Origin of the sequence: Halomonas sp. McH1-25 (assembly GCF_022348165.1) — a bacterium.
Lineage (GTDB): Bacteria > Pseudomonadota > Gammaproteobacteria > Pseudomonadales > Halomonadaceae > Modicisalibacter.
This window is the reverse complement of sequence record NZ_JAKRFI010000006.1, coordinates 190164-214589: the sequence shown is the minus strand read 5'-3', so window position 1 is coordinate 214589 and position 24426 is coordinate 190164. Positions and strand designations below refer to the sequence as shown.

The 24426-nt window shown below is 62.6% G+C and carries 25 protein-coding genes; 20 read left to right on the top strand and 5 right to left on the bottom strand.

From position 1 onward, the window contains the following. Positions 1-16: 16 nt before the first annotated feature. From MHM84_RS16010 to MHM84_RS16000, 3 genes are all read left to right on the top strand, one after another. Positions 17-538, top strand: coding sequence for a TRAP transporter small permease (locus tag MHM84_RS16010; RefSeq protein ID WP_239267359.1), 522 nt, complete (start codon positions 17-19; stop codon positions 536-538). After that, a complete protein-coding gene (locus MHM84_RS16005; RefSeq protein ID WP_239267358.1) occupies positions 535-1839 on the top strand; it encodes a TRAP transporter large permease in 1305 nt (434 codons plus the stop codon). Before MHM84_RS16010 ends, MHM84_RS16005 begins: the two co-directional genes overlap by 4 nt. Positions 1840-2103: 264 nt before the next feature. Continuing rightward, positions 2104-2799 (top strand): GntR family transcriptional regulator, encoded by a 696-nt coding sequence (locus MHM84_RS16000; RefSeq protein WP_239267357.1) that lies wholly within the window; start codon positions 2104-2106, stop codon positions 2797-2799. Between the two features lie 23 nt (positions 2800-2822). Here the strand turns inward: MHM84_RS16000 and MHM84_RS15995 are convergent, their stop codons facing one another. Continuing rightward, positions 2823-3701: a helix-turn-helix domain-containing protein gene (locus tag MHM84_RS15995; protein ID WP_239267356.1), complete on the bottom strand. Its 879-nt coding sequence runs from the start codon at positions 3699-3701 to the stop codon at positions 2823-2825. A 183-nt stretch (positions 3702-3884) separates the two neighbouring features. Here MHM84_RS15995 and pobA point away from each other — a divergent pair, with 183 nt between their 5' ends. From pobA to MHM84_RS15980, 3 genes are all read left to right on the top strand, one after another. After that, complete coding sequence (gene pobA, locus MHM84_RS15990; RefSeq protein WP_239267355.1) at positions 3885-5069, top strand: 4-hydroxybenzoate 3-monooxygenase; 1185 nt, start codon at positions 3885-3887, stop codon at positions 5067-5069. A 156-nt stretch (positions 5070-5225) separates the two neighbouring features. Beyond that, entirely contained in the window at positions 5226-6167 is a 942-nt protein-coding gene (locus MHM84_RS15985; RefSeq protein ID WP_239267354.1) for a Gfo/Idh/MocA family oxidoreductase, read from the top strand. Between the two features lie 22 nt (positions 6168-6189). Beyond that, positions 6190-7005 (top strand): ion transporter, encoded by an 816-nt coding sequence (locus tag MHM84_RS15980; RefSeq protein WP_239267353.1) that lies wholly within the window; start codon positions 6190-6192, stop codon positions 7003-7005. Between the two features lie 217 nt (positions 7006-7222). Here MHM84_RS15980 and MHM84_RS15975 read toward each other — a convergent pair whose 3' ends face one another. Both MHM84_RS15975 and MHM84_RS15970 read right to left on the bottom strand, forming a co-directional pair. Continuing rightward, positions 7223-7579, bottom strand: coding sequence for a hypothetical protein (locus tag MHM84_RS15975; protein WP_239267352.1), 357 nt, complete (start codon positions 7577-7579; stop codon positions 7223-7225). Beyond that, positions 7572-8045, bottom strand: a complete 474-nt coding sequence (locus MHM84_RS15970; protein WP_239267351.1) for a PepSY domain-containing protein — start codon at positions 8043-8045, stop codon at positions 7572-7574. The genes MHM84_RS15975 and MHM84_RS15970 overlap by 8 nt, the downstream gene beginning before the upstream one ends. Before the next feature lie 208 nt (positions 8046-8253). Here MHM84_RS15970 and MHM84_RS15965 point away from each other — a divergent pair, with 208 nt between their 5' ends. The 14 genes from MHM84_RS15965 (at position 8254) to tal (ending at position 22426) form a co-directional block, all read left to right on the top strand. Beyond that, positions 8254-8592 (top strand): PepSY domain-containing protein, encoded by a 339-nt coding sequence (locus tag MHM84_RS15965; protein ID WP_239267350.1) that lies wholly within the window; start codon positions 8254-8256, stop codon positions 8590-8592. Then, positions 8592-9263, top strand: coding sequence for a response regulator transcription factor (locus MHM84_RS15960; RefSeq protein WP_239267349.1), 672 nt, complete (start codon positions 8592-8594; stop codon positions 9261-9263). The genes MHM84_RS15965 and MHM84_RS15960 overlap by 1 nt, the downstream gene beginning before the upstream one ends. Then, on the top strand, positions 9260-10663 hold the full coding sequence (locus MHM84_RS15955; protein ID WP_239267348.1) for an ATP-binding protein: 1404 nt from the start codon (positions 9260-9262) through the stop codon (positions 10661-10663). The genes MHM84_RS15960 and MHM84_RS15955 overlap by 4 nt, the downstream gene beginning before the upstream one ends. 61 nt (positions 10664-10724) lie before the next feature. After that, positions 10725-11678, top strand: coding sequence for a sugar-binding transcriptional regulator (locus tag MHM84_RS15950; RefSeq protein ID WP_239267347.1), 954 nt, complete (start codon positions 10725-10727; stop codon positions 11676-11678). Positions 11679-11798: 120 nt separating this feature from the next. Beyond that, positions 11799-13109: a sugar ABC transporter substrate-binding protein gene (locus tag MHM84_RS15945; protein ID WP_239267346.1), complete on the top strand. Its 1311-nt coding sequence runs from the start codon at positions 11799-11801 to the stop codon at positions 13107-13109. A gap of 117 nt (positions 13110-13226) precedes the next feature. After that, positions 13227-14117 (top strand): sugar ABC transporter permease, encoded by an 891-nt coding sequence (locus MHM84_RS15940; protein WP_239267345.1) that lies wholly within the window; start codon positions 13227-13229, stop codon positions 14115-14117. 15 nt (positions 14118-14132) lie between these two features. Then, the gene (locus MHM84_RS15935) at positions 14133-15026 is read left to right on the top strand and encodes a carbohydrate ABC transporter permease (protein ID WP_239267344.1); all 894 of its coding nucleotides are present in this window, start codon (positions 14133-14135) and stop codon (positions 15024-15026) included. 25 nt (positions 15027-15051) lie between these two features. After that, positions 15052-16200, top strand: a complete 1149-nt coding sequence (ugpC, locus tag MHM84_RS15930; RefSeq protein WP_239267343.1) for a sn-glycerol-3-phosphate ABC transporter ATP-binding protein UgpC — start codon at positions 15052-15054, stop codon at positions 16198-16200. A gap of 20 nt (positions 16201-16220) precedes the next feature. Beyond that, positions 16221-16904, top strand: coding sequence for an HAD-IA family hydrolase (locus tag MHM84_RS15925; protein ID WP_239267342.1), 684 nt, complete (start codon positions 16221-16223; stop codon positions 16902-16904). Positions 16905-16934: 30 nt separating this feature from the next. Next, positions 16935-17726, top strand: coding sequence for an L-iditol 2-dehydrogenase (locus MHM84_RS15920; protein WP_239267341.1), 792 nt, complete (start codon positions 16935-16937; stop codon positions 17724-17726). Next, positions 17727-18350 carry a nucleoside triphosphate hydrolase gene (locus MHM84_RS15915; RefSeq protein ID WP_239267340.1) on the top strand — a complete coding sequence of 208 codons (624 nt, stop codon included), beginning with the start codon at positions 17727-17729 and terminating at the stop codon, positions 18348-18350. A gap of 42 nt (positions 18351-18392) precedes the next feature. Continuing rightward, positions 18393-19868, top strand: a complete 1476-nt coding sequence (locus MHM84_RS15910) for a mannitol dehydrogenase family protein (protein WP_239267339.1) — start codon at positions 18393-18395, stop codon at positions 19866-19868. A 76-nt stretch (positions 19869-19944) separates the two neighbouring features. Continuing rightward, positions 19945-21438 (top strand): xylulokinase, encoded by a 1494-nt coding sequence (xylB, locus tag MHM84_RS15905; protein WP_239267338.1) that lies wholly within the window; start codon positions 19945-19947, stop codon positions 21436-21438. Positions 21439-21472: 34 nt separating this feature from the next. Then, positions 21473-22426, top strand: a complete 954-nt coding sequence (tal, locus tag MHM84_RS15900; protein WP_239267337.1) for a transaldolase — start codon at positions 21473-21475, stop codon at positions 22424-22426. Positions 22427-22519: 93 nt separating this feature from the next. On the opposite strand, the gene yedF is transcribed toward tal, so the two are convergent. Both yedF and MHM84_RS15890 read right to left on the bottom strand, forming a co-directional pair. Further along, a complete protein-coding gene (gene yedF / locus MHM84_RS15895; RefSeq protein ID WP_239267336.1) occupies positions 22520-22759 on the bottom strand; it encodes a sulfurtransferase-like selenium metabolism protein YedF in 240 nt (79 codons plus the stop codon). A 430-nt stretch (positions 22760-23189) separates the two neighbouring features. After that, entirely contained in the window at positions 23190-24098 is a 909-nt protein-coding gene (locus tag MHM84_RS15890; RefSeq protein WP_239267335.1) for an AraC family transcriptional regulator, read from the bottom strand. Positions 24099-24426 lie beyond the last annotated feature (328 nt).

Here is a 24426-nt window from a genome sequence, read left to right as displayed (position 1 = left end):
GGGTCAGGTGAAGCGCATGGATTCTTCCAAATACATCTCTGGGGTCATGGACAGGCTGATAGGCCTGTCCAGCATCATTGGCACCCTGTCACTGATTTTTGCGGTCGGCGTCACGCTTGTCGATGTCCTAGGCCGACTCGTCGGTTTTCCCCTGACCGGGGCGCAGGATCTCTCCCAGATGTCGATGGTGATTATCGTGTTCGGCGGTATGGCGCTTTGCGACAAGCTGGGAGGCAATATCGCCGTGGACATATTCGAGGACAAGTTTCCACGAAGGATGAACCGCTGGCTGGATATCATCGGTTGGTTGATAGGAGCGGCGATCTTTTTCGCAATCGCTTACACCATGGTGGAAGCGGCTGCACTCGCCCGATTGCTCAACCTGAGCACGAATACCATCGGCCTGCCCAAGGCGCCTTTCCAGTACATTCTTGCAGGCTTTGCGACGTTGACGGCGCTTTCCATGCTGGTGCGGTCGGTTGCGCATATCCTGTCGCCCGAGACCGAATACAAGAAAGCCCATGAGGAAGAGTTATGAGTACCGAGTGGATCGGCGCCCTGGGCATCCTTGTCCTGTTGGTTCTCCTCGTTCTAAGAATTCCGGTTGCCTTCTCGATTTTTGTCGTGGGTTTGGGAGGGGTGGCCATTCTGGATAGCCCAAGCTCGGCGCTCAGCCTACTGGCCAGCGAGACGTTTACGCTAGCCTCCAATGCCGAGCTGATCGTGATTCCTCTGTTTATTCTGATGGGCAATGTCGCGACGGAAGCAGGCATGAGTCGTAAGCTTTACGATGCCGCCTATGCCCTGATCGGCTCTATCCGTGGCGGGCTGGCGTCAGCTACCGTTGTTGGCTGTGCCGGTTTTGCAGCGCTTTGTGGTTCCTCCGTCGCGTCCGCACTCACGATGGGCCGGGTATCGCTGGATGAAATGAAGCGCTACGACTACAGCGCCAAGCTGTCGACTGGCGCCGTAGCCGCCGGAGGCACGCTGGGAATTCTCATCCCGCCTTCGACGGGTTTCGTCATCTACGCCATCTTGACCCAGCAATCCATCGGAAGACTGTTCCTGGCCGGTGTACTGCCGGGCCTGATGCTATGTCTGCTGTTCGTCATCGCCATCACGCTCATGTCGACCCTGAAGCCCGCGCTCGCCCCCGCCGGACCGAAGACCTCACGGCGGGAGAAGACCGATGGCTTGCTGGGTGCAATGCCGATTCTCTTCGTCATCCTGTTGACCATCGGGGGGATCTACACCGGGATCTTTTCACCGGTAGAGGCGGCGGCGGTAGGGGCCGGGCTCATGGTTCTGTTCGGCGCAGCGATGCGTAAGCTGACGTTGGCCTCATTCTGGCGTGCTGCACAAGGATCGATTTCGACGACCGCGACGGTCATGCTGATTCTCATCGCCGCACACATGCTGAATCCTTTCCTGGCTCTCAGCCATATTCCTCAGGCATTGGGCGATTATCTTACCTCGCTGGATATCGGCCCTTATGGCGTGCTGCTGCTGATTCTGGCCTGCTACCTGGTGCTGGGCTGTTTCCTGGAGGGCTTCGCCATGCTGGTGTTGACCATGCCGATCTTCTTTCCGGTCATCACCGCACTGGGCTTCGATCCTATCTGGTTCGGCGTACTGGTGGTATTGACGCTCGAGATGGGGTTGATCAGCCCACCGGTCGGCGTGAATGTCTTTATCGTCAAGTCGGCGGCGCCGCAGGTGCCGTTAAAGGATATCTTCATCGGGGTCATGCCTTTCTGGCTGGTCATGATCGTTGCCATCCTGCTGATGATCGTTTTCCCCGACATTGTGTTGGTGCTGCCCAACGCCATGATGGGCTAGAGCAGGAAGCCTCACGGAGACAGCTGGAGATACATCACTGGGCACCGCCGCGTAACCTGCCTGGCAGCTCCCGCACCGAGTCCGTTCGTCGTCGACGAGCGGACTTTTTCTTTCCCGCGAGCCGCGCCTGCGAAGGTATTTCCCGTCCGACAAGACAATGCCCTCTACCGAGCGTTCCTGTTTGGGGTGAGCATGGGACGGGGTATGCTGTGATGCGAAACTCTACGGATGGCGGCGAGCAGCGCCGGATAATGGGAAACACAGGTGAGCAAGAGCAATACGAGTGTCGCGGCGAGTCTGCGAAAACTGATCAGCGAAGGGCGTTACCCCCCTGGGGAGCGCATTGCCGAGCTGCATGTCGCCGAGCAGCTCGGCGTGTCACGCACCCCCATACGACTGGCATTTCGCACGCTGGAGCAGGAAGGCTTGCTGCAGCGTGCCGGCAAGCGCGGCTATCGGGTGCGTGAATTCACCGAGACGGATGTACTGTGCGCGCTCGAAGTCAGGGGCGTTCTGGAGGGGCTGGCCGCCCGGCGCCTGGCTGAGCAGGGGATGACGGAGGAGACTGACACGCGCCTGGCGCAGTGCATCGAGGATGGCCGTGAGCTGTTGACCAAGGGTTATCTGGATCGGGATGACGTGACTCGCTGGAGCGAGATCAATGAGGTCTTCCACACCACCATCATCGAGTCCACCGGCAGTCTGGTAATCGCCGATGCCATCGGGCGCAACAACCACCTGCCGTTCGCCTCGGCGGACTCGATCATCCTGGATACCGAGGCACTGGATCGAGAGTATCGCAAGCTCTACTTCGCCCAGATGCAGCACCGGACGGTCTTTCAGGCGCTGCGCCTGGGAGAGGGGGCGCGCGCCGAGATGCTGATGCGTGAACATGCCTACATCGGGATGCGTTATGGCGAACTGCTGGATCTGGATCCCGCAGGCACCCTGCCATCCTGAAGCGACGTTCTGGATCCAGTAAGCTACTGCCGCTGTCGAAACGCCTTGGGTGAATAGCCGGTGTGGCGTTTGAAGAAGCGCGTGAAGTAGGCCGGCTCGGAGAAGCCCAGAGCATCCGAGACCTGGCTGATGGTCATGTTGGTGTAGGTCAACTGGCGCTTGGCCTCGAGCAGCAGACGTTCGTGCAGCAACTGCAGGGCGCTGCGTCCGGCCAGGCGCCGACACAGGGTGTTGAGATGAGTGCTGGTCATGCCCAGGCGCGAGGCCAGCGACTCGATGGTGGGCTGCTCGGCATAATGCGCATCGATCAAGGCCTGGAAGCGCTGCAGGTGGTCCTGCCCTTTGTCGTAGCGGCGAGTGAGGATCGGCCGACGGCGCTCGGCGCGCCGTGTGACCTGCACGGCCAAGGCCTGAATCAATGCATGCAAAAGCGCGGCGCGGCCCTCGGCAGGGTGTCGATATTCGGCATCGAGTTGCATGACCAGAGCGGTGATGGCTTCAGCCTCTGGCTGCCCCGCCAGCGGGTAGTGGGCGGCGCGGCCGAGTACCTGGCCCACCTGTTCCAGTTGCTCGCTCAGATGACCGGCCAGCGGCTGGGCCAGGGTGATGATGTGCCCGTCGATGTCCTTCGAGAAGTGAAACCCATGAATGGTCATGGCGGGCACCACGATGAGCAGCGGGCCAGCCAGATGACGCTCCGCGCCTTCTAGATGCAACGCCACTTCACCGTCGCGGATATGCAGCAGGTGGAGCAGGTCGGCATGACGGTGGGCACGGATGTGCCAGTCGTGCAGGCGGCTGCGCTCGGCGATCGATTCACAGTGCAGCAGATCCGGCGTCGGCCAGTGGTGGGTTTCGCCGTACAGCTTGAAGACGGGAACCGCTGACTGCCGGGTTTCCATGACGATTCTCCGCTAGTGACACGCCCGAGGGGGCGATAGTAGACCAAAGTCGCGCCCCTATCTTGGATATGTCCAAGTTTGCCTGGGAATTTTGCCTTATTTGCGGCGGCTTATCGATGAAAAATACAAGTCATCGATGGGCGCTTGCCTGCAGGCGCTCCAGGCACGATTGAGGACAGGATTATGAAAACCCAAGTGGCCATTATCGGCGCCGGTCCCTCCGGCCTGTTGCTGGGACAGCTTCTGCATCGGCAAGGCATCGACAATGTGATCCTCGAGCGGCGTTCCGGCGAATACGTACTCAGCCGCATCCGTGCCGGCGTGCTGGAGCAGGGCATGGTCGATCTGCTTCGCGAGGCGCGGGTCGACAAGCGCATGGACGAGGAAGGCATGCCGCATGACGGCTTCGAGCTGGCCTTCGACAACCGTCGCGTACACGTCGACCTCAAAGGGCTCACCGGCGGCAAGTCGGTCATGGTCTACGGCCAGACCGAGGTCACCCGCGACCTGATGGAAGCGCGCGAGTCGGTCGGTGCCACGACCATCTACGAGGCCGAGAACGTCCAGCCGCATGACCTCGAGACCGAGCATCCCTACATTACCTACGAGAAGGACGGCGAGACCTGCCGGCTCGACTGCGACTACGTGGCCGGTTGCGACGGCTATCACGGGGTGTCGCGACGCTCGATCCCCGAAGACCGCATCAAGACCTTCGAGCGCGTCTATCCGTTCGGCTGGTTGGGCATTCTCTCCGACACGCCGCCGGTCTCCGACGAGCTGATCTATGCCAACCACGAGCGCGGTTTCGCCCTGTGCAGCATGCGCTCCAAGACCCGTAGCCGCTATTACGTCCAGGTCCCGGAAGGAGAGAAGGTCGAGGATTGGTCCGACGAGCGCTTTTGGGACGAGCTCAAGGCGCGCCTGCCCGATGATGTCGCCGACCAGCTGGTCACCGGCCCATCCATCGAAAAGAGCATAGCGCCGTTGCGTAGCTTCGTCGCCGAGCCCATGCAGTACGGACGCCTGTTTCTGGTTGGCGATGCCGCGCACATCGTGCCGCCGACCGGGGCCAAGGGGCTCAACCTGGCGGCCAGCGACGTCAACACGCTTTACCGCCTGATGGCCAAGGTCTACCAGGAAGGGCGTACCGACCTGATCGCCCGCTATTCCGAGGTGTGCTTGCGTCGCGTCTGGAAGGCCGAACGCTTCTCCTGGTGGATGACCACCAACCTGCACAAATTCTCCGATGGCGAGGACTTCGAGCGGCGCATCCAACAAGCCGAACTCGACTACTACACCAGCTCGCGAGCCGGCCTGACCACCATTGCCGAAAACTACGTGGGTCTGCCCTACGAATCGCTGGAATGAGCCACCGAATACACTGCCTCTGACAGTGCTCTCCTTGACCCGCCCGGCTTTCGGCTTGGCGGGTCTTTCTTTGCGCTGGCTTTGATCGAGCCTGCGAATCGTTCAAGCGCGGCTCGCTCGGGTAAGATGAACGAATCACGCAGCCAAGGAGCCGAGATGACCGCAACCATTCGTATCCTGTTGGCCGGGGAAGGTGCCATCGCCGGGACGCACGCCAAGGTGTTGAGCGAGATGGACGGTGTCGAGATCGTCTGCCTGGCCGGCGGTGTGGAAGCCGACGCCCGGGCATTCGCCGACCAGTGGGGCATCCCCGAGGTGAGCCTGGATTATGCCGATCGAATAACGCGCGACGACATCGATGCCGTCGTCCTGGCCACCCCCAGTCATCAGCATGCCGACCAGGCCGAACAGGCCATCGCCGCCGGCAAGCATGTTCTTGCCGAAATCCCGATGAGCTTGACCCTGGCGGCTGCCGAGCGCATCACGGCGCATGCCGAGACTTCCGACCGGGTGTGCATGGTCGCTCATACACGGCGTTTCAACCCGCCGCATCGCGAGATCAAACGCCGGCTGCAGACGGGCGAGTTCCATCTTCAGCACCTGATCGGTCAGACCGTGTTCTTCCGGCGCGACAACCGCAACATGCACGGCCAGCCGAGAAGCTGGACCGACAATCTGCTGTGGCATCACGCCTGCCATAGTGTCGACCTGTTCGCCTGGCTGCTCGACGATTTCGAGCTGGATGTCTGGGGCGCCGCCGGCCCGTGTCACCCCGAGCTGGGCATCGCCATGGACATGAACATCGGCCTGCGCGCCCGTGACGGCACCTTGGCGACGCTGGCGTTGTCGTTCAACAACCGCGGTCCATTCGGAGGCTTCTATCGCTACATCGGCGAGGAGAACACCTTCAAGGCCTACCGCGATGCTCTGACCGATCACGAAGATACCCCCATCGCCCTGCCGGGCAGCGGTTTCGAGGCGCAGGATGCGGAATTCATCGCGGCGATTCGCGAGACGCGTCGTCCCGAGGCGTCGTTTTCTGGTTGCCTGCCGACCATGCGGCTGTTGGACCGCCTGGAAGCGCTCATGGCGCATTGATCCCGAGAGCCATACCGAAGCCATGAACGATCGCATCACACCGTTTCAGCTGTTCATTCTGGTGCTGTCCATTTACGTGCTTGGCGCGCTGGTTGCCGACACGTTCTTCGATCTGCCCCCTGAAATGTCCGAGCTGCTCTACTACATGGACGTGATCGTCTGTGTGTTCTTTTTCATCGATTTCTGCATTCGTTTTCGGGCCGCCAAGGACAAGTGGCGCTTCATGCGCTGGGGCTGGATCGATCTGCTGGCGAGCATACCCGCAGGACTCTTGCTGGGTGCACGCGCCTTCCGTGTCGTGCAGATCATTCGTCTGTTGCGCGCGCTGAAGTCGATGGAAATGATCTGGCTGATCCTGTTCCGCAACCGTGCCAAGGGCCTGTTCGCGTCGGCGGCGACCATGACCTTGTTGCTGGTGGCCTTTGGCGCAATCACCATGTTGATCGTCGAGAGTCCCAACCCCGAGAGCCCGATCAGCACCGCCGAGGAGGCGCTGTGGTGGGCCATCGTCACGGTCACCACGGTAGGCTACGGGGATTATTATCCGGTCACAACGCAAGGGCGCATCGTGGCGGTCCTGCTGATGATTGGCGGTGTCGGGTTGTTCGGTAGCTTTGCGGCTTATGTCGGCTCACTTTTCGTCGCCGACGAAGGCGAGAGGGAGTCGCGTCAGCACCGTGCCGATCGCGAGATGGTCCGACATCTGAATCGTCAGGTGGCCTTGCTCACCGAGGAGGTGCGCGCGCTACGTGCCGAGATGGTCAGGCAGCAACATGTGCAGAAAGAAGACACGGCGTCTGCCAGCGAGGCGCGCAACGATGCAGCGGACGAACGCTAGATGTCGCGTTAGTAAGAAGCTATTGCCTTCATGTTGACAATACATTGGCTAAATCGGCATGGCGTCACCTACATTAGCAACGTCTGGAGGCCAACCAGACGGGTTATGCTGGCATCTTTCCAGATGCTTCTAGCTCCACCCCTACCTCGACCCGCGTCCTGCGCGGGTTTTTTTTGCCTTCTTGCCGGCTGGCCTCATCGCTCATGCCCGGACACGGTTATTTGCGCTCGTCACGGACTTCGTAATCGCCTTCCAGCACGTGGTGTTGCGAATCGTGTGGTCGTTCATGGCGCTGATAGCTGCCACCGATATCCTGAGCCTGCTGGGCGCGAAAGGCCTCGACTCGCTTCTTCATGCGGTACCGGACGAGTGGCAGCATCAGCCAGCCGACCAGCAAAAAGAACAGACCGAGCAGGGTGCCGACGATCATCATCGCGCCGAACATCAGCCAGGTCAGGAATAGCCGGGGGCCGCTCATCGAGCGAGATGGGCGCGCCTGACGCGCCCGTTCCTGCCATTGCTGAGCCGCCTGCCAGGCGGCGTTGTACTGGCGGTCGTTGCGTTGATCAGTCATGGTCCACTCCAATGACCGAGAAGTCGTTACGATTCATGCGTATCTCGACTTCACGGTTGTGCGTATCGTAGCCCTCGATTTCGAGGTGCCCATTGTCATCGACATCCAACTGGCCGAATCGTTGCAGTCCGGCCTCACGCGCACTGGCCAGGGCCTGACGAAGCTCGTCGCCGCTCAGGCTCCAGCCGGGAATCTGACTCTTGCGCTGCTCCTCGTGAACCAGTTCACCGCTCGTGGCCAGCATGTCCACGTCCAGGTGCCAGCCATCGTCACGCCAGCCCTCGATCTCGACCCGCTCGCCGTCGTCCAGCGAAATCTCCTCATACTGGGCGAAGCCGTACTGACTGGCGCGCTCGAGAATGCGGTCGAGCTGGCTATCGCTCAGGGTGCCATCGTCGGCCATGACGGTGGTTGCCAGGCCGCCACTGAGTGCCGCGGGGATCACGAGCCAATGCAAGCGTTTCATAATCAACCTCCTGTGTCATTCGGTACCGGAGGCAATGTCCGGTGATATCGTTGTACGCCGGGTTACCTTGCCGGAGCCTGAAGGCGTCGTTCATCTTGCATTCATGCTCGGTCTGTCCGACGCAGGGCCAGTCTGCCGCGGCTCACCTGACCCCAAGTTGAATGTGGCGTTCATGGAGCGTTCATGTGGTGTTTGCCAAGCTAGAGGCATGAAACGCATGCTTATGGTTACCTTTGCCCTGGTATCGCTGACCGGCGCGGTTGTCGCCTGGGAATCGCTGGCCCGGGCCGACGATGACGACTGGCGCGACCTGCACGATCAGGTGCAGGCCGGACGGCTGGTCTCGTTGCCCAGCGTGCTCGACTGGCTGGAGGCCCGCTACGAGGGCACGGTATTGGAAACCGAACTCGAACGGGACGATGGCCGGGCGATCTACGAAATCGAGATGCTCGGCCCGCAGGGGCAGATGGTCGAGTTCGAGTTCGATGCCAGCAATGGCGAGCTGCTGGGTATCGAAGGCGTCAACATCGAGGGTATGCGACGGTAATGAAGATCCTGCTTGTGGAAGACGATCAGGCGCTCTCGGCGGCGCTGAGCGAGGCGCTGCGCGATACGGGATTGCTGGTCGAGACGAGCACGAGCGGTAGCGAGGCGGATTTCCTGGTACGCACGGAGCGCTACGACGCCGTGATACTCGATCTGGGCTTGCCCGATGGCGACGGCACCCGCTGGCTGGCGCGGTGGCGTGACGATGCCATCGACGTACCGGTACTGGTACTCACCGCCCGCGAACGCTGGTCGGACAAGGCGGCGGGGTTTTCCGCCGGGGCCGATGACTACGTCACCAAGCCGTTCGAGACCGCCGAAGTGCTGTTCCGCCTACGCGCCCTGGTGCGGCGCAGCCACGGCCATGCGCATCCGGTGCTGGCCTGCGGCGACCTGGCCTACGATACGCATACCGGCAGCGTGACCCTGGCCGGCCGGCCCATTACGCTGACCGCCCAGGAGTCGCGCCTGCTGGCCTATCTCATGCACGCCGCGCCACGCATCGTCAGCCGCACCGAGCTGTCCGAGCACGTCTACGATCGCGACCACGAGCCGGATTCCAATGTCATCGACGTGCAGATCAGTCGGCTGCGCCGCAAGCTGGGCAGCGGGCACATCGAGACGCTGCGCGGCCAGGGCTATCGCGTAACGGCGGCCGAGACGGCCTCGTGAGGGCGCGTTTGCGTGCCCTGGCCGCGCGTCCCGCCGGCTGGGCGCTGGGCAAGCGCCTGCTCGCCGTGGCACTGATGCTGGTGCTGATCGTGTTGCCGCTGGCCGGGGCTGGTCTGGCCTATAACTTCCGCGCCGCGGTGACGGCGTCGTTCGACCAGCGCCTTTCCTCGCTGTTGCATGTCCTGCTGGCCGAGCTGGAGATCGACCCCGCCAGCCATCAGCTGCAATTGCCGCTGTCGCTGGGCGAGGCGCGTTTCGACCGGGTGTTCTCGGGCTGGTACTGGCAGATCACCGATGGGCATGGCACCACGCGGGTATCGCGTTCGCTGTGGGATCAGCGCCTGCCGGTGACCGAGGCCGGCGGGATGACGCTACGCAATCTGATCGGACCGCGCGGCGAGCCGCTGCGTGTGATCGAGCGCGACGTGCGCCTGCCTGGGCATCCGTACCCCCTGCATGTCAGTGTGGCCGCCTCGCGCGAGGAGCTCGAGGCCGAGGTGGCGCATTTCCAGTGGCTGCTGACGTTATCGCTGGTGGCGCTGGCCGGCCTGCTGCTCGGCGGGCTGGCCATCCAGATTCGCTGGGGTCTGGCGCCGCTGCGACGGCTGGTGGCCAACCTCGAAGCGGTCGAGGCGGGGCAGGTCGAGCGCCTGGATACCCGGCTACCGGGCGAGCTGAGCGACCTGGCCGGCGCCATGAACGAAGTGCTCGAACGCGACCGACGCCTGATCGAACGTGGGCGCGCGGCGGCCGGCAATCTGGCGCATGCACTCAAGACGCCGATCAGTGTGCTGCACACCGTCGCCGACCGGCTGCCCGATGCGCAGCGCGAACAGGTCCGCCAGGAAGTGACGCGTCTCGACGAGGCGGTGCGTCACCACCTGGCACGCGCCTCGGCGGCCAGCGGTGCGACTCTTGCCGGACGAGTGAATATCGGCGAGGTCGTCGCCCCGGTGGTCGATGGGCTGGCACGCCTGGCGCAGCGGCGCGGCATCGTGCTGGAACGGCACATTGATGAAGCGGCCAATGTGCGCATGGACCCGCAGGACCTTCAGGAACTGGTCGGCAACCTCCTCGACAATGCCCTGCGCTGGGCCGAGCGCCGTGTGGTGCTGGAGATTGTCGGTGAGTCGGGCGGCGCCGGGCTGCATATCGAGGACGATGGGCCCGGCATGACGCCCGAACAACGCGAGGCGGCGCTGGCACGGGGAGCACGGCTCGACGAGCGGCGCTCGGGCTCGGGTCTGGGGCTGGCCATCGTCGAGGAGCTGGTCACGCTCTATGGCGGCCGGCTGACGCTCGAGCGTGCCCGGCTGGGCGGCCTGGCGGCGCATGTCTGGCTACCGGGCGGGACCCTGGTGTCGCACCCCTTCCGTCAACTGTCCTCGGCGGATGGCTAATTGTGCCGCCATGGCAGGGCTGCGATGATGCCTGCCAAGTGATGATGACAGGTAGTGCTTCATGGACAAGTTCGAGCTCAAGCTGGACCAGGCGGCGCGCGCGGCCTGGCTTTCCTATGTCGGCGGGCGCACCCAGGACGAGATCGCCAGCCAGATGGGCGTTTCGCGGCCCGGGGTGCAGCGCCTGCTGGCGCTGGCCCGTCAGGAGGGGCTGGTCAAAGTGCATATCGACCATCCGCTGGCCAACTGCATGGCCATGGCGGATGCCCTGGTCTCGCGCTTCGGGCTGGACTTCTGCGACGTGGTGCCTTCCGATCCCGAGCGCAGCGACAACAGCTCCGCGTTTCTGGCCCTGGCCGGGGCGGAACGCCTGCTGCGCTACGTCGACCGGGCCGAGCCGTTGACTCTGTCGCTGGGCACGGGGCGGGCGATACGCGCCACGGTGGAGTCGCTGAGCCGCATGGAGCGCCCTCAGCATCGTTTCGTCTCGCTGGTCGGCAACGTCGCCCGCGACGGCTCGGCCAACCGTTATGATGGGGTGATGGTGCTCGCCGACAAGACCGACGCCGAGCGCTTCCTGCTGCCGGCACCCGTGGTCGCCGGGTCGGTGACCGAGAAGCAGGCGCTGCTCGCCCAGCCACTGGTCCAGGCCGTGACCCGCGTCGCCATGGAGGCCGAGGCGGGCTTCATCGGCATCGGGCGCATCGACCCGCAGGCGACGTTGTTTCAGGACCATTTCATCAGCGAGGCGGAACTCAAGGAGCTGCTCGAGGCCGGTGCTGTCGGCGAGTTGCTGGGCTGGCCGCTGAGTGCCGATGGCGAGTTGGTCGATTGCCCCATCACTCAGCGCGTCACCAGCCTGCCGCTGGACATGCTCGAAGGGCAGGTGCTGATTGGACTGGCAGGCGGGCGCGACAAGGGGCCGGCCATCCTTGCGGCGCTGCGCGGCGGCTGGCTGCAGGGGTTGATCACCGACGAACAGGCGGCGCGTTTCATCATCGAGCAGAACGCCTAGCTTAGGCCAAAGTCTAAGCGTGACGGGTTTGCTTTTTTTGGGGTCGTAGCTGATCATTTGAATTGCCATTGAGTAGATTGATCAAAAATAAACCCAACAATCTCCTTCAAGGAGCCAGCCATGCGGTTACGTCACGCCATCCCGCTTGCCGGGGCGACGGCCCTGGTGTCCGTTGCTGCCAGTGCGGAGACCATCACCGTGGCCACGGTCAATAACAACGACATGGTCATCATGCAGAGCCTGACCGACGAGTTCGAGAAGGCGCACCCGGACATTACCCTGGACTGGGTGGTGCTCGAGGAGAATGTATTGCGCCAGCGCATGACCACGGACATCGCCACCCAGGGCGGCCAGTTCGACGTCATGACCATCGGGACCTACGAAGTGCCCATCTGGGCCGAACGCGGCTGGCTGATGCCGCTGGACGATCTGCCTGAAGACTATCGAGTCGATGACCTGCTCAAGCCGGTTCGTGATGGCCTGAGTCATGACGGCACCCTCTACGCGCTGCCGTTCTATGCCGAAAGCTCGATGATGTATTACAACAAGGCGCTGTTCGAGAAGGCCGGCATCGAGATGAGCGAGCAGCCGACCTGGCAGGAAGTGCGCGACTGGGCCAGCCAGATCCACGACCCCCAGAACGAGGTCTATGGCATCTGTCTGCGCGGCAAGCCGGGCTGGGGCGAGAATATGGCCTTCGTCTCGACCCTGGTGAATACCTACGGCGGGCGCTGGTTCGACATGGACTGGAATCCCCAGCTCGATTCCCAGGCCTGGCAGAACGCCGTGTCGTTCTACGTCGACCTGCTCAACGACTACGGACCGCCGGGGGCCAGCTCCAACGGTTTCAATGAAAACCTGGCGCTGTTCGCGCGCGGCAACTGCGGCATGTGGGTCGATGCCACCTCCGCCGCCGGCAAGCTCTACAATCCCGACGAATCCGATGTCGCCGACCAGCTGGGCTTCGCGCCGGCACCGGTCGCCGAAACTCCCAAGGGCTCGCATTGGCTGTGGTCCTGGGCGCTGGCGGTGCCTGCCACGTCCGACGCCAAGGATGCCGCCGAGACCTTCATCACCTGGGCGACCTCGCAGGATTACGTCGAACTCGTCGGTGAAACCAAAGGCTGGACCAGTGTGCCGCCAGGTACGCGTGAATCCACCTACGAAAACGAGAACTACCAACAAGCCGCGCCGTTCGCCGACTTCGTGCTCAATGCCATTCGCGAGGCCGATCCCACCGACTCGACCCAGGAACCCGCTCCATACGTGGGCGTACAGTTCGTGGGTATCCCCGAATTCCAGGCCATTGGCACCCAGGTGGGCCAGATGATCGCCGCGGCCCTGACCGGTGACATGTCGGTCGAGCAGGCACTGAGTTCGGCGCAGCGCTCGACCGAGCGCACCATGCAACGCGCGGGCTATCCCAAGTAACCGGGCCAAGCCGTCCCGTCGCTGCCGGCCCTGGCGAGAGTCTGCACCGGGTCGGCGTTCCACACAGGCCGGGGGCTGCCCCGGCCGGGCGACACTCCAACCTACTGCGTGAACGCCATGAACAAAGTCCGAGCTTCCGGGCGCACCGTCGGGGGAACGCGTCCCCTGTCCCTACAGGCGCCTGCCGTCACTCTGCTGTTTCTGTGGATGGCCGTACCGTTGGCCATGACCGTATGGTTCTCCTTCCAGCGCTATAACCTGCTGATGCCGGGCATGGATGGCTTCGCCGGGCTGGAGAATTACCAATACCTGTTCACCGATCCGGCGCTATGGTCGGCAATGGGCACCACACTGGTTCTGGTGGGCTCGGTGCTGGCGATTACCGTCATCGGCGGCACGCTGTTGGCGGTGCTGTTCCAGCAGGAATTCTTCGGCCGTGGCATTGCGCGGGTGCTGGCCATTTCGCCGTTTTTCGTCATGCCCACCGTCAGCGCGCTGGTGTGGAAGAACATGATGATGCACCCGGCCAACGGCGTACTCTCCTGGGTCGCCGAACTGTTCGGCCTGCCGGCGGTGGACTGGTTCTCGTCGCTGCCGCTGACCTCGATCATCATCATCGTCGCCTGGCAGTGGCTGCCTTTCGCCCTGCTGATCCTGCTCACCGCGCTGCAGTCGCTGGACGACGATCAGGTCGAGGCGGCACGCATGGACGGTGCCGGTCCGCTGGCCGTGTTCTTCTACATCACGCTACCGCACCTCAAGCGTGCGATCAGCGTGGTGATCATGATCGAAATGATCTTTCTGCTTACCGTGTTCGCCGAGATCTTCGTGACGACCTCGGGGGGCCCGGGTTTGGCTACCACCAACCTGGCCTATTACATCTATATCAGCGCTCTGCTCGACTTCGACGTGGGCATGGCCTCTGCCGGCGGGGTAGTCGCGATCATTCTCGCCAATATCGTCGCCATCTTCCTGGTCCGCATGGTGGCCAAGAACCTGGAAAGCTAATCGGGGAGCCGAATCATGACGACCGTAAAGACCGGCCAGGTACCTCTGGCCCATGACAGCAGGACCCGGGCGACGCCACGCAACGCCGCGTTGAGCGGCATCGGCAGTCGCCGGCTATGGCTGACCGTGCTCGGCTGGGGCGTGGCCATCCTGATCTTCTTCCCGATCTTCTGGATGATCGTCACCAGTTTCAAGACGGAAGCCGAGGCCATTGCCGATCCCAGTCTGATCTTCTCGCCGACGATCGAGAACTACGTCGAAGTGCAACTGCGTGCCGACTACTTCAAGTTCGCCATGAACAGTGTCGTGGTGGCTTTCGGGTCGACGCTGATGGCCTTGCTGCTGGCCATTCCAGCGGCCTATTCCATGGCCTTTCTACCCACCAAGCGCACCAAGGGCACGCTGTTGTGGATGCTCTCCACCAAGATGCTGCCGCCGGTGGGCGTGCTGGTGCCGATCTACCTGCTGTTCCGCGATACCGGGCTGCTCGATACGCGTACTGGCCTGATCATCGTCTACACGCTGATGAACCTGCCGATCGTGGTGTGGATGCTCTACACCTTCTTCAAGGACCTACCCAAGGACATCCTCGAGGCGGGCCGTATGGACGGCGCCAGCACTTTTCAGGAAGTCTGGCATCTGCTGCTGCCGTTGACCCTGCCGGGTATCGCTTCCACCGGGCTGCTATCGGTGATCCTGTCCTGGAACGAGGCGTTCTGGAGCCTCAACCTTACCTCGTCGCAGGCCGCGCCACTTACTGCCTACATCGCCTCGTTCTCGAGCCCTGAGGGCCTGTTCTGGGCCAAGCTCTCCGCGGCCTCGACCATGGCCATCGCCCCCATCCTGGTGTTCGGCTGGCTCACGCAGAAACAAATGGTGCGTGGACTGACCTTCGGCGCCGTCAAATAGCGTTCAGTAGAACAAGGAGCTGAACATGGCAACGCTACAACTCAAGCAGGTCGTCAAGCAGTTCGACGACACCCGCGTGATCAAGGGTGTCGACCTGGACGTCAACGACAAGGAATTCGTGGTCTTCGTCGGCCCCTCCGGCTGCGGCAAGTCGACACTGCTGCGCATGATCGCCGGCCTGGAAAGCACCTCGGGCGGCGACATCCTCATCGACGGCCAGCGCATCAACGACGTGGGCCCTGCCGAGCGCGGCCTGGCCATGGTATTCCAGAGCTACGCGCTCTACCCGCACATGACCGTCGAGGACAACATGGGCTTCAGCCTCAAGCTGGCTGGGGTTTCCAAGGAGGAGCGTCGCCAGAAGGTCCTCGAGGCTGCGCGCATCCTGCAGCTCGAGCCGTTGCTCGACCGCAAGCCCAAGGCCCTGTCGGGTGGTCAGCGTCAGCGCGTGGCGATCGGCCGGGCGATCGTGCGCAACCCGAGTATCTTCCTGTTCGACGAGCCACTCTCGAACCTCGACGCGGCACTGCGCGTACAGATGCGCATAGAGCTGGCGCGCCTGCACGATGAACTCGATGCCACCATGATCTACGTCACTCACGACCAGATCGAGGCCATGACCATGGCCGACAAGATCGTCGTGTTACAAGGCGGAGTGGTCGAGCAGGTCGGCTCGCCGATGGAGCTCTATCACCACCCCCGCAACCGCTTCGTGGCCGGTTTCATTGGCTCGCCCAAGATGAACTTTCTCGACGTCGAGGTCGTCGCGGCCAGTGCCGAGGGCGTCGATGTGCGACTACCGGGCGGTGGACAGTGCCATGTGCCCGTGGATGGCAGCGCACTGAATCCAGGCGAGCGTCTCGAGCTCGGGGTACGTCCCGAGCACCTTCTCCTTGACGATCAGGGCCCGCTTGAAGGGAAGGTGCAGGTCATCGAACGCCTGGGCGGGTCGACCTCTTTGTATCTGCAGATGGGCGAGACGCTGGTCATTCTGGTTACTGATGGCGATGTTGCCTCTCAGGTCCGCGACACCGTGCATTTCGGCTTCGAGTCCGGACGCGCCCACCTGTTCGACCACGACGGCCTGGCACTGCCCAGCCTGCATCGGCATCCGCTGGCCGACGTCTGCCGTCAGGACAACCGCTCGGCGCCCAGCGCGGCCGCCAGTCACTGACCACGTCACCGAGGAACGGCATGGAAACCCTGATCTTCGATTGCGACGGCGTGCTGGTGGACAGTGAGGCCATCGCCGAGAAAACGCTGATTCAGCGGCTCGGCGAATGGCTGCCCGATATCCAGCCCGACTCGGCGCTGCGCCAGGCACTGGGCATGACCACAGCGGCGATCCTTGCACAGATCGAACGGGGCAGTATCCACACACTGCCCATTGATGCCCTCGAACGTATCGACACCGATATCGAGGCGCGGCTGGCTCGCGAACTGCTGGCCATCGAGGGTGTCGCCGAGGTCGTGGCGCGTCTCGACATGCCCCTGGCGATCGTCTCCAACAGCCGCCGTCAGCGGGTGGTGGCCTCGCTCAAGGCGACCGGGCTCGATGCCTGGCTGGGCAGCGTACCGCTGTTCACTGCCGATCAGGCGGAACGGCCCAAGCCGGATCCGGCCGTCTACTTGCTGGCGGCCCGCAGTATGGGCTGCGATCCGGCAGAGTGTCTGGTGATCGAGGATAGCGTGTCGGGCGTCAAGGCTGCGCATGCCGCCGGCATGACCGTGATCGGCTTTACCGGCGCCAGCCACATCGAGGCCGGTCACGAGCAACGTCTGCTCGAGGCCGGGGCCTGGCAGATCATGAACGACATGCAGGGGCTCGAGGCGCTGATCGCCCATTGGCGCGACCGGCGTGGACGGAACCTGGCGTAACCCGACTCAAGAACCAAGGACAACAATGCGATGAAACTCGACAGCAAAGTGGCGGTAGTGACCGGCGGCGCGCGTGGCATCGGCCTGGCCATCGTCGAGCGCTACCTGCAGGAGGGCGCGCGCGTCGTCGTGGCGGACATCGACACGCAGGCCATCGAGGCGGCCGTCGGCCAGCTCAAGCAGGCACTCGATCCCAGCGGTGAATGGATCATGGGCCAACGTCTCGACGTCTGCGACCGGGATTCCATCGCCGCCCTGGTACGGGACGTCACCGCGCGCTTCGGTGGCATCGACATCCTCGTCAACAATGCGGCTGTGTTCGACATGGCGCCGGTGCTCGAGGTCACCGAGCAGAGCTACGACCGGCAGTTCAACGTCAACGTCAAAGGCATGTTCTTCACCCTGCAGGCGGTGGCCAAGGCCATGGTTGAGCGCGGGCAGGGCGGCAAGATCATCAACATGGCCAGCCAGGCGGGGCGTCGCGGCGAGCCGCTGGTGAGCATGTACTGCGCCTCCAAGGCCGCCGTGATTAGCCTGACCCAGTCCTGCGGCCTGGACCTGATCAAGCATCGCATCAACGTCAACGGCATCGCCCCCGGCGTGGTCGACACGCCGATGTGGGACGAGGTCGATGCGCTGTTCGCCCGTTACGAGAACCGGCCGCTCGGCGAGAAGAAGCGTCTGGTCGGCGAGGCGGTGCCCTACGGGCGCATGGGCCGGCCCGAGGATCACGCAGGGGCGGCGGTGTTCCTGGCTTCCTCGGACAGCGACTATGTCGTCTCACAAACTTTCAATATAGACGGCGGCAATTGGATGAGTTGAATGGACCCAAGCATTCACGACATGGCGGCACGGCTGATCGCTGCCGCTGTCGACAGAAAGCGCTTCATCGTTGCGTTGGCCGGGCCGCCGGCGGCGGGCAAGTCGTTCCTGTCGGAGTGGCTGGCCCGCGAGATCAACGCTCGCCAGCCGGGCATCGCGGCGGTCGTGCCGATGGATGGTTATCACCTCGATAATGCCGTGCTCGAGCCGCGCGGGCAGGTGCCGATCAAGGGAGCGCCGGAAACCTTCGATCCCGACGGGCTGCTTCACGACCTGCAGCGCATCCGCCGGGCGGACCGCACGGTGGCGGTGCCGGTGTTCGACCGGCCGCTCGACCTGGCCCGCGCCGGCGGTCGGCTGATCACCCTCGAACATCGCATCGTCATCGTCGAGGGCAACTACCTGCTGCTCGACCGGGCGCCGTGGTCGGCCCTGCGCGAATGCTTCGACCTGAGCCTGTTTCTCGAGGTGCCCGACGAGGTGCTGGAAGCGCGTTTGATCCAGCGCTGGCTGGGCATGGGGCAGGAGCAGCAGGGTGCCATCGACAAGGCCCGCCACAAGGACATGCTCAATGCCCGACTCATCAAGACGGCGTCGGTCGAGCCGGATATCCGCTGGTACTGACGCGCCACCCTTTCCATTTTTCCACTGCTGCAAGGAGTGCCCATGACCGCTCTCAGCCGCCAGACTCTCGGCCAGCTCGATTCCCGCGTCGCCGTGCCCCGCTACGATCGCAGCGCGGTCACGCCGGGTATCGTCCATTTCGGCGTGGGCGGCTTTCACCGTGCCCACCAGGCCATGTACCTCGATGCACTGATGAACCGTGGCGAGGCCCTGGATTGGGGCATCGTCGGGGTCGGCGTGATGCCGGGCGACCGGCGCATGCAGGAGGCGCTGGCCACCCAGGATTATCTCTACACTCTGATCACCAAGCATCCCGACGGCCACTACGAACCGCGCGTGATCGGCGCGATCGTCGGTTACCTGTTCGCCCCTGACGATCCCGAGGCGGTGATCGAGCGGATGGCCGACCCGGCCACCCGTATCGTCTCGCTGACCGTGACCGAGGGCGGCTACAACTTTCATCATGTCACCGGAGAGTATGACCTGACCAATGCGCAGGTCAGGCACGACCTGGAGCATCCGCAGGCTCCGCAAACCACCTTCGGGCTGATCGTCGAGGCGCTGCGCCGCCGACGCGAGCGGGGCGTGGCGCCCTTCACGGTGATGTCCTGCGACAACATTCAGGGCAATGGCGAGGTCGCGCATCGCATGTTCACCGCGCATGCCCGGGCGCTGGATACCGAATTGGGCGCCTGGGTCGGGCGCGAGGTGAGCTTCCCCAACTCGATGGTCGACCGCATCACGCCGGTCACCTCGCCGGCGGACATCGAGGAGCTGCAGCGGCGCTTCGATATCGAGGATCGCTGGCCGGTGGTCTGCGAGCCGTTTACCCAATGGGTGCTCGAGGACCATTTCAGCCTCGGCCGGCCGGCCTTCGAGACGGTCGACGTGCAGGTCGTCGACGACGTCATGCCCTACGAACTGATGAAACTGCGCCTGCTCAACGCCAGTCACCAGGCGCTGACCTACTTCGGCTACCTGGCCGGCTACCGTTACGCCCACGAGGTCTGCCAGGACCCGCTGTTCGTCGATTTCCTGCTCGACTACATGAACCTCGAGGCCACGCCGACCCTGCGCCCGGTGCCGGGCGTCGATCTGGATGCCTACAAGCGCACCCTGATCGAACGCTTCGCCAATCCCGAGATCAAGGACACCCTGGCGCGCCTGTGTGCGGAGAGCTCGGACCGCATTCCCAAGTGGCTGCTGCCGGTGATTCGCGAGCAACTCGCCCACGATGGCGATATCCGGCGCAGCGCGGCGGTGGTCGCCAGCTGGGCGCGCTATGCCGAGGGCGCCGACGAGCAGGGCCGACCCATCGAGATCGTCGACCGGCTCAGGGATTCGCTGATCGCCATTGCCCGCGACAATCGCCAGCGGCCGACCGCCTTCATCGAGAATCGTCAGCTGTTCGGCGACCTGGCCGACGACGAGCGCTTTCGCCGGGCCTACCTAGATGCGCTGGAACGCTTGCATGCCCAAGGCGCACGGGCCACGGTAGAGGCCCTGGTGGCGGGGTAGTTCGCGGGCGAAGGTCACGACTATCCTGTACGGTACGGGCAGGCGACAGCGGATGATGGCGAACGAGGAACAGCGCATGTACGCAGGAGTGGACTGCGGAACCCAGAGCACCAAGGTGGTTATCGTCGATACCGCGCAGGGCGTGATCGGCGAGGCCAGTCATGCGCACCGCCTGGACGAAGGCGAGGGCGGTCGGCGCGAACAGCATCCCGAGGAATGGATCGAGGCGCTGCGCAGCGCCTTTGCCGACGCCGTGGAACAGGCCAGGATCGACCCGCGCGCGATCCGTGCCATCGGTGTGTCCGGCCAGCAGCACGGCATGGTCGCGCTCGACGAACGCGGCGAGCCGCTGTATCCGGCCAAGCTGTGGTGCGATACCGAGACGGCCCTGCACAACGAGGCGCTGGTCGAGAAACTGGGTGGTCATCAGACCTGCCTGGAGACACTGGGGCTGATGCTGCAGACCGGCTACACTGCTTCCAAGGTAGCCTGGTTGCGCGACATGCACCCCGAGTCGTATCGGCGCATCGATACACTCTTGCTCCCCCACGATTACCTCAATTTCTGGCTGACCGGCGAGCGCGTCGCCGAATGCGGCGATGCCTCGGGCACCGGTTACTTCGATACCCGCTCGCGTACCTGGCATCATGACGTCTTCCGGGCCATAGCCCCCGAACTCGATCCCGAGCGGGTGCTGCCGCGGCTCATCGATTCCCGCGAGCCGGCAGGAAGGGTGCGCCCCGAAGTGGCCCGTCAGTTGGGGCTCGGCGAGGATGTCCTGGTTGCCAGCGGCGGCGGCGACAACATGATGGCGGCCATCGGGACGGGGAATATTACCCCTGGGCTGGTCACCCTGAGTCTCGGTACCTCGGGTACGGTCTACGCTTATGCCGACCACCCCGTCGTCGAGGCCAGCGGTCTGGTGGCCAATTTCTGTGCCAGCAGTGGCGGCTGGCTGCCACTGGTGTGCACCATGAACGTGACCTCGGCAACCACTCGCGTACGCGAACTGTTCGGTTTCGACATCGCCACCTTCGGCGAGCAGGTCGCGGCCGCACCGGTAGGGGCGGACGGGGTGATGATATTGCCGTTTTTCAACGGCGAGCGGGTACCGGCGCTACCCCATGCCACTGCCAGCTTCGTCGGCCTGACCAGCCGCAACACCACGCCGGCCAACCTGTGTCGGGCGGTCGTGGAAGGCACGACGTTCGGGATGCGCTATGGCCTCGATCTGCTCGGGCCGCTGGCGCAGCGCGCCAGCCAGGTGCGACTGGTCGGCGGCGGCGCCAAGAGCCCGGTATGGCGTCAGATCGTCGCCGACGTGCTGGGTGTCGAGGTGATCTGCCCCAACGTCACCGAGGCGGCGGCACTCGGGGCGGCCATCCAGGCGGCGTGGTGCGACGACCACGAGCGAGGTGCGAACCGCACGCTGGCCGAGCTTTGCGACGGCCTGGTCGGGCTCGATCAGGAGACGCTGACCCGGCCCCAGGCGGAAAACGTACCGCGTTACCAGGCACTTTACCGGACCTACCGGCAGGCGTTGGCCGAACGCTACGATTTACCGGTCTGACGCCCTCATTCATTGCCAGTACAGGACATCTTTCATGACGCAACTCGAATCACTCAAGCAGCTTTCCATGGTGGTCGCCGATACCGGCGATCTGGAAGCCATTCGTCGCTACCAGCCCCATGATGCGACCACCAATCCGTCACTGATCCTCAAGGCCTTTGACCTGCCCGGCCATCAGGAGCTCATCGACCGCACGCTGGCCGAGGTCAAGGGCGAGGTGAGCGACACCGAGGCGCGCATTGAGCAGGCCGTCGATCGGCTATCGGTAGCCATTGGCAGCGAAATTGCGCGTATCGTGCCCGGCCGCGTATCGACCGAGGTGGCGGCAAGGCTCTCGTTCGACCGCGATGCCAGCATCGCCAAGGCACATCAGATCGTCGATTTATACGAGCGTGCCGGCATCGGTCGTGACAAGGTGTTGATCAAATTGGCTTCGACCTGGGAGGGCATTCGTGCCGCCGAGGTGCTGGAGCGCGAGGGAATCCAGTGCAACCTGACGTTGCTGTTCAGCGACGCCCAGGCGCGTGCCTGCTTCGATGCCGGTGTCTACCTGATCTCCCCGTTCGTCGGCCGCGTCACCGACTGGTACAAGAAGGAAACCGGCAAGGACTACGCGCCCGAAGAAGACCCCGGCGTGCAGTTCGTGCGCGGCGTGTGCCGCTATGCCAGCGATTATGCCTACGACACGGTGGTCATGGGAGCGAGCTTCCGCACCACGGGGCAGATCCTCGCGCTGGCCGGCTGCAACCGCCTGACCATCTCACCGCAACTGCTCGAGGAACTGGCCGCGGCACAAGGCGAGGTCGAGCGCAAGATCACTGACGTGGGCGAGGCTTCCGAGCGCCTGCCGGCGATGACCGAAGCCGAGTTCCGCTGGGGGCACAACCAGGATCCCATGGCCAACGACAAGCTGGCCGAAGGCATCCGGCGTTTCGATGCCGATCAGGTGTCTCTCGAAGAAAGGCTTGCCGAGCGCTTGAAAAGATAAGCCGCTGGTTTAGTCCAGTACAGTGCGCTAATCCAGGGGGCAGCGTTATACGCTGCCCCCTGGATTCCAACGTGTCATTCGAACAAGCCAAGGTTAGGCAATGATAAAGAACACGTTTTCCTGGCCTTGCTTAACCGGTTCCTGTGCGAACTGATATCCCCTCCGAGCCACTTCCTCGGGCACGTTCCTGAATGAGCCAGGGCAATCGGTAATGACTTGCAGCAGCTGTCCTTTATCCATCTGCTCCAATGTCTCAAGGGTATAGATTACGGGGTAGGGGCAAGATTCGCCGCGCAGAACCAAGGTGAATTCCGGCATCAGTTCAGTTTGCATACTCTTTCCCTTCGGTGACAGGTAGGTTTCGTCATGGTCGGGTCGCAGTAAGTTGGGCATGCCATTAGCGACAAGCTGTTCAGTAGCCGAAATAGCAATGGTGGGATAACTAGTGCATCAGGTCGCCAGTGAGCAATATCCGCGTTGTCTTGGCCGAGGCCAGTTCGTGCAGAATGCGTCGAGCAGCGCGTATCAATGTATCCTGTGTTTCGGTTCGCTGGCGAATGACAGTGGAAGCTAAACCTTCAAAGCTGAGACTTTCTCGCTAGCGCGCTCAGGGCAGGATCATCAGCCGCTACCGTCGTGATGATGGCGACCAGGACCGAGCCTGACATGGCAGTGGTGAAACGCTCGACGCGTGGGCGATCGACATCCGCGACATGATACTCCACCGCGGCGGATAAGGTAGGCTTTAACGTGGCTAACGGCACTAAGTGCGAGTCAGCATCAGCTCAGCAGTGTTCTGCTGATATTGTCGAGGCGTCATACCTTTTTGTTCGCGGAAGTGCCGATTGAAATTTGAAAGATTATTGTAGCCAACCCGAAAGCATATGTCGGCGATGGATTGTCTGCCTTCAAGCAACAGGCGGCATGCATGATCTATACGGATTCGTCTAAGGAACGCAACGAAGGTGTCGCCAGTAGCGTGCTTGAAAAAGCGGGAAAAAGTGGAGGGAGTCATGCCGTGTTTTTCGGCTAACGCCGACATGCGTAGCTCTTCATGAAAGTGGTCATGTATGTAGCGTAAGATGGAATCTACCTGTTCGGAGGAGGTGCCTTTAATATCTAATACGTAACCTTTTCCAGCCAGTGTTCGATAGTTACACTGCGAAAGACTGCGAAGAATAGCTAGCATGGTCAGCAGCCTTCCAGCATTGTCTTGCTCGCTCATGCTGACCAATAAGTCAGCACAGCGATCCGCTTCTTCTCCTTTGAACTCAATACCCAGGGCTGAGTCCGCTATGAGTTTCGACAGACAGTTGAGCTCGGGGCATAGTTCCATCATGTGCTCCAGCCACTCCCCCTTGAATTGCAGTACGACATCTCGCCCCTTTATCAATGGGCGTACATCATTGAGGTCGCTAAACCAAGCATGTGGTATGTTCGGTCCCACCAGAACCAAGTTACCGGGCTCGAACCGGCCAATGTAATCACCGACAAAATAATGACCTTCTGAGTACCGGGTGAGATGCAACTCGTACTCGGGATGGTAATTCCAGCGGGCGAGCGGTGCGGGGAAATCATGGCAATGCCAGTAGAAACTGAATTTCGGATCTTGACTGACGCTCTCGAAGACAGGCGCACCAAGACGGGTATCGTTGAGCTGCGCAGCAATCATGAGTTATTCAGTGCCTCTTTCAGCTATGCCTTCATGTAAGACTTCAGCACTTGCTGTGTGCTGATCAGGCCGGCTTATCTATCGGCGCTGCGTCAGCCACGACACGACACCCATCATTCGAGTATTCGCGACTTCTCCTATCTTGAAATAAAGCGGACCGGTGTCCTTTTATACTTTGGTCAATACTCGCACTTTTTCCTGCGTAGGGTCGGCGTCCCAATGGCTGTAAATAACCATTTAAAACAGCCAATTACCAGATGTTCAAGCGAAGGCTGCAAAAAAGTATCACTATCGAGAAAAATATAGCCTAGCCGTTTTTTCAGTGTGA

Bases quoted from the DNA above. Each gene is read 5' to 3' on its own strand.
- MHM84_RS16010 (WP_239267359.1), top strand. From the start codon at position 17: ATGGATTCTTCCAAATACATCTCTGGGGTCATGGACAGGCTGATAGGC.
- MHM84_RS16005 (WP_239267358.1), top strand. From the start codon at position 535: ATGAGTACCGAGTGGATCGGCGCCCTGGGCATCCTTGTCCTGTTGGTT.
- MHM84_RS15995 (WP_239267356.1), bottom strand. From the start codon at position 3,701: ATGGAAACCCGGCAGTCAGCGGTTCCCGTCTTCAAGCTGTACGGCGAA.
- pobA (WP_239267355.1), top strand. From the start codon at position 3,885: ATGAAAACCCAAGTGGCCATTATCGGCGCCGGTCCCTCCGGCCTGTTG.
- MHM84_RS15985 (WP_239267354.1), top strand. From the start codon at position 5,226: ATGACCGCAACCATTCGTATCCTGTTGGCCGGGGAAGGTGCCATCGCC.
- MHM84_RS15980 (WP_239267353.1), top strand. From the start codon at position 6,190: ATGAACGATCGCATCACACCGTTTCAGCTGTTCATTCTGGTGCTGTCC.
- MHM84_RS15975 (WP_239267352.1), bottom strand. From the start codon at position 7,579: ATGACTGATCAACGCAACGACCGCCAGTACAACGCCGCCTGGCAGGCG.
- MHM84_RS15970 (WP_239267351.1), bottom strand. From the start codon at position 8,045: ATGAAACGCTTGCATTGGCTCGTGATCCCCGCGGCACTCAGTGGCGGC.
- MHM84_RS15965 (WP_239267350.1), top strand. From the start codon at position 8,254: ATGAAACGCATGCTTATGGTTACCTTTGCCCTGGTATCGCTGACCGGC.
- MHM84_RS15960 (WP_239267349.1), top strand. From the start codon at position 8,592: ATGAAGATCCTGCTTGTGGAAGACGATCAGGCGCTCTCGGCGGCGCTG.
- MHM84_RS15950 (WP_239267347.1), top strand. From the start codon at position 10,725: ATGGACAAGTTCGAGCTCAAGCTGGACCAGGCGGCGCGCGCGGCCTGG.
- MHM84_RS15945 (WP_239267346.1), top strand. From the start codon at position 11,799: ATGCGGTTACGTCACGCCATCCCGCTTGCCGGGGCGACGGCCCTGGTG.
- MHM84_RS15940 (WP_239267345.1), top strand. From the start codon at position 13,227: ATGAACAAAGTCCGAGCTTCCGGGCGCACCGTCGGGGGAACGCGTCCC.
- MHM84_RS15935 (WP_239267344.1), top strand. From the start codon at position 14,133: ATGACGACCGTAAAGACCGGCCAGGTACCTCTGGCCCATGACAGCAGG.
- ugpC (WP_239267343.1), top strand. From the start codon at position 15,052: ATGGCAACGCTACAACTCAAGCAGGTCGTCAAGCAGTTCGACGACACC.
- MHM84_RS15925 (WP_239267342.1), top strand. From the start codon at position 16,221: ATGGAAACCCTGATCTTCGATTGCGACGGCGTGCTGGTGGACAGTGAG.
- MHM84_RS15920 (WP_239267341.1), top strand. From the start codon at position 16,935: ATGAAACTCGACAGCAAAGTGGCGGTAGTGACCGGCGGCGCGCGTGGC.
- MHM84_RS15915 (WP_239267340.1), top strand. From the start codon at position 17,727: ATGGACCCAAGCATTCACGACATGGCGGCACGGCTGATCGCTGCCGCT.
- MHM84_RS15910 (WP_239267339.1), top strand. From the start codon at position 18,393: ATGACCGCTCTCAGCCGCCAGACTCTCGGCCAGCTCGATTCCCGCGTC.
- xylB (WP_239267338.1), top strand. From the start codon at position 19,945: ATGTACGCAGGAGTGGACTGCGGAACCCAGAGCACCAAGGTGGTTATC.
- tal (WP_239267337.1), top strand. From the start codon at position 21,473: ATGACGCAACTCGAATCACTCAAGCAGCTTTCCATGGTGGTCGCCGAT.
- yedF (WP_239267336.1), bottom strand. From the start codon at position 22,759: ATGCAAACTGAACTGATGCCGGAATTCACCTTGGTTCTGCGCGGCGAA.
- MHM84_RS15890 (WP_239267335.1), bottom strand. From the start codon at position 24,098: ATGATTGCTGCGCAGCTCAACGATACCCGTCTTGGTGCGCCTGTCTTC.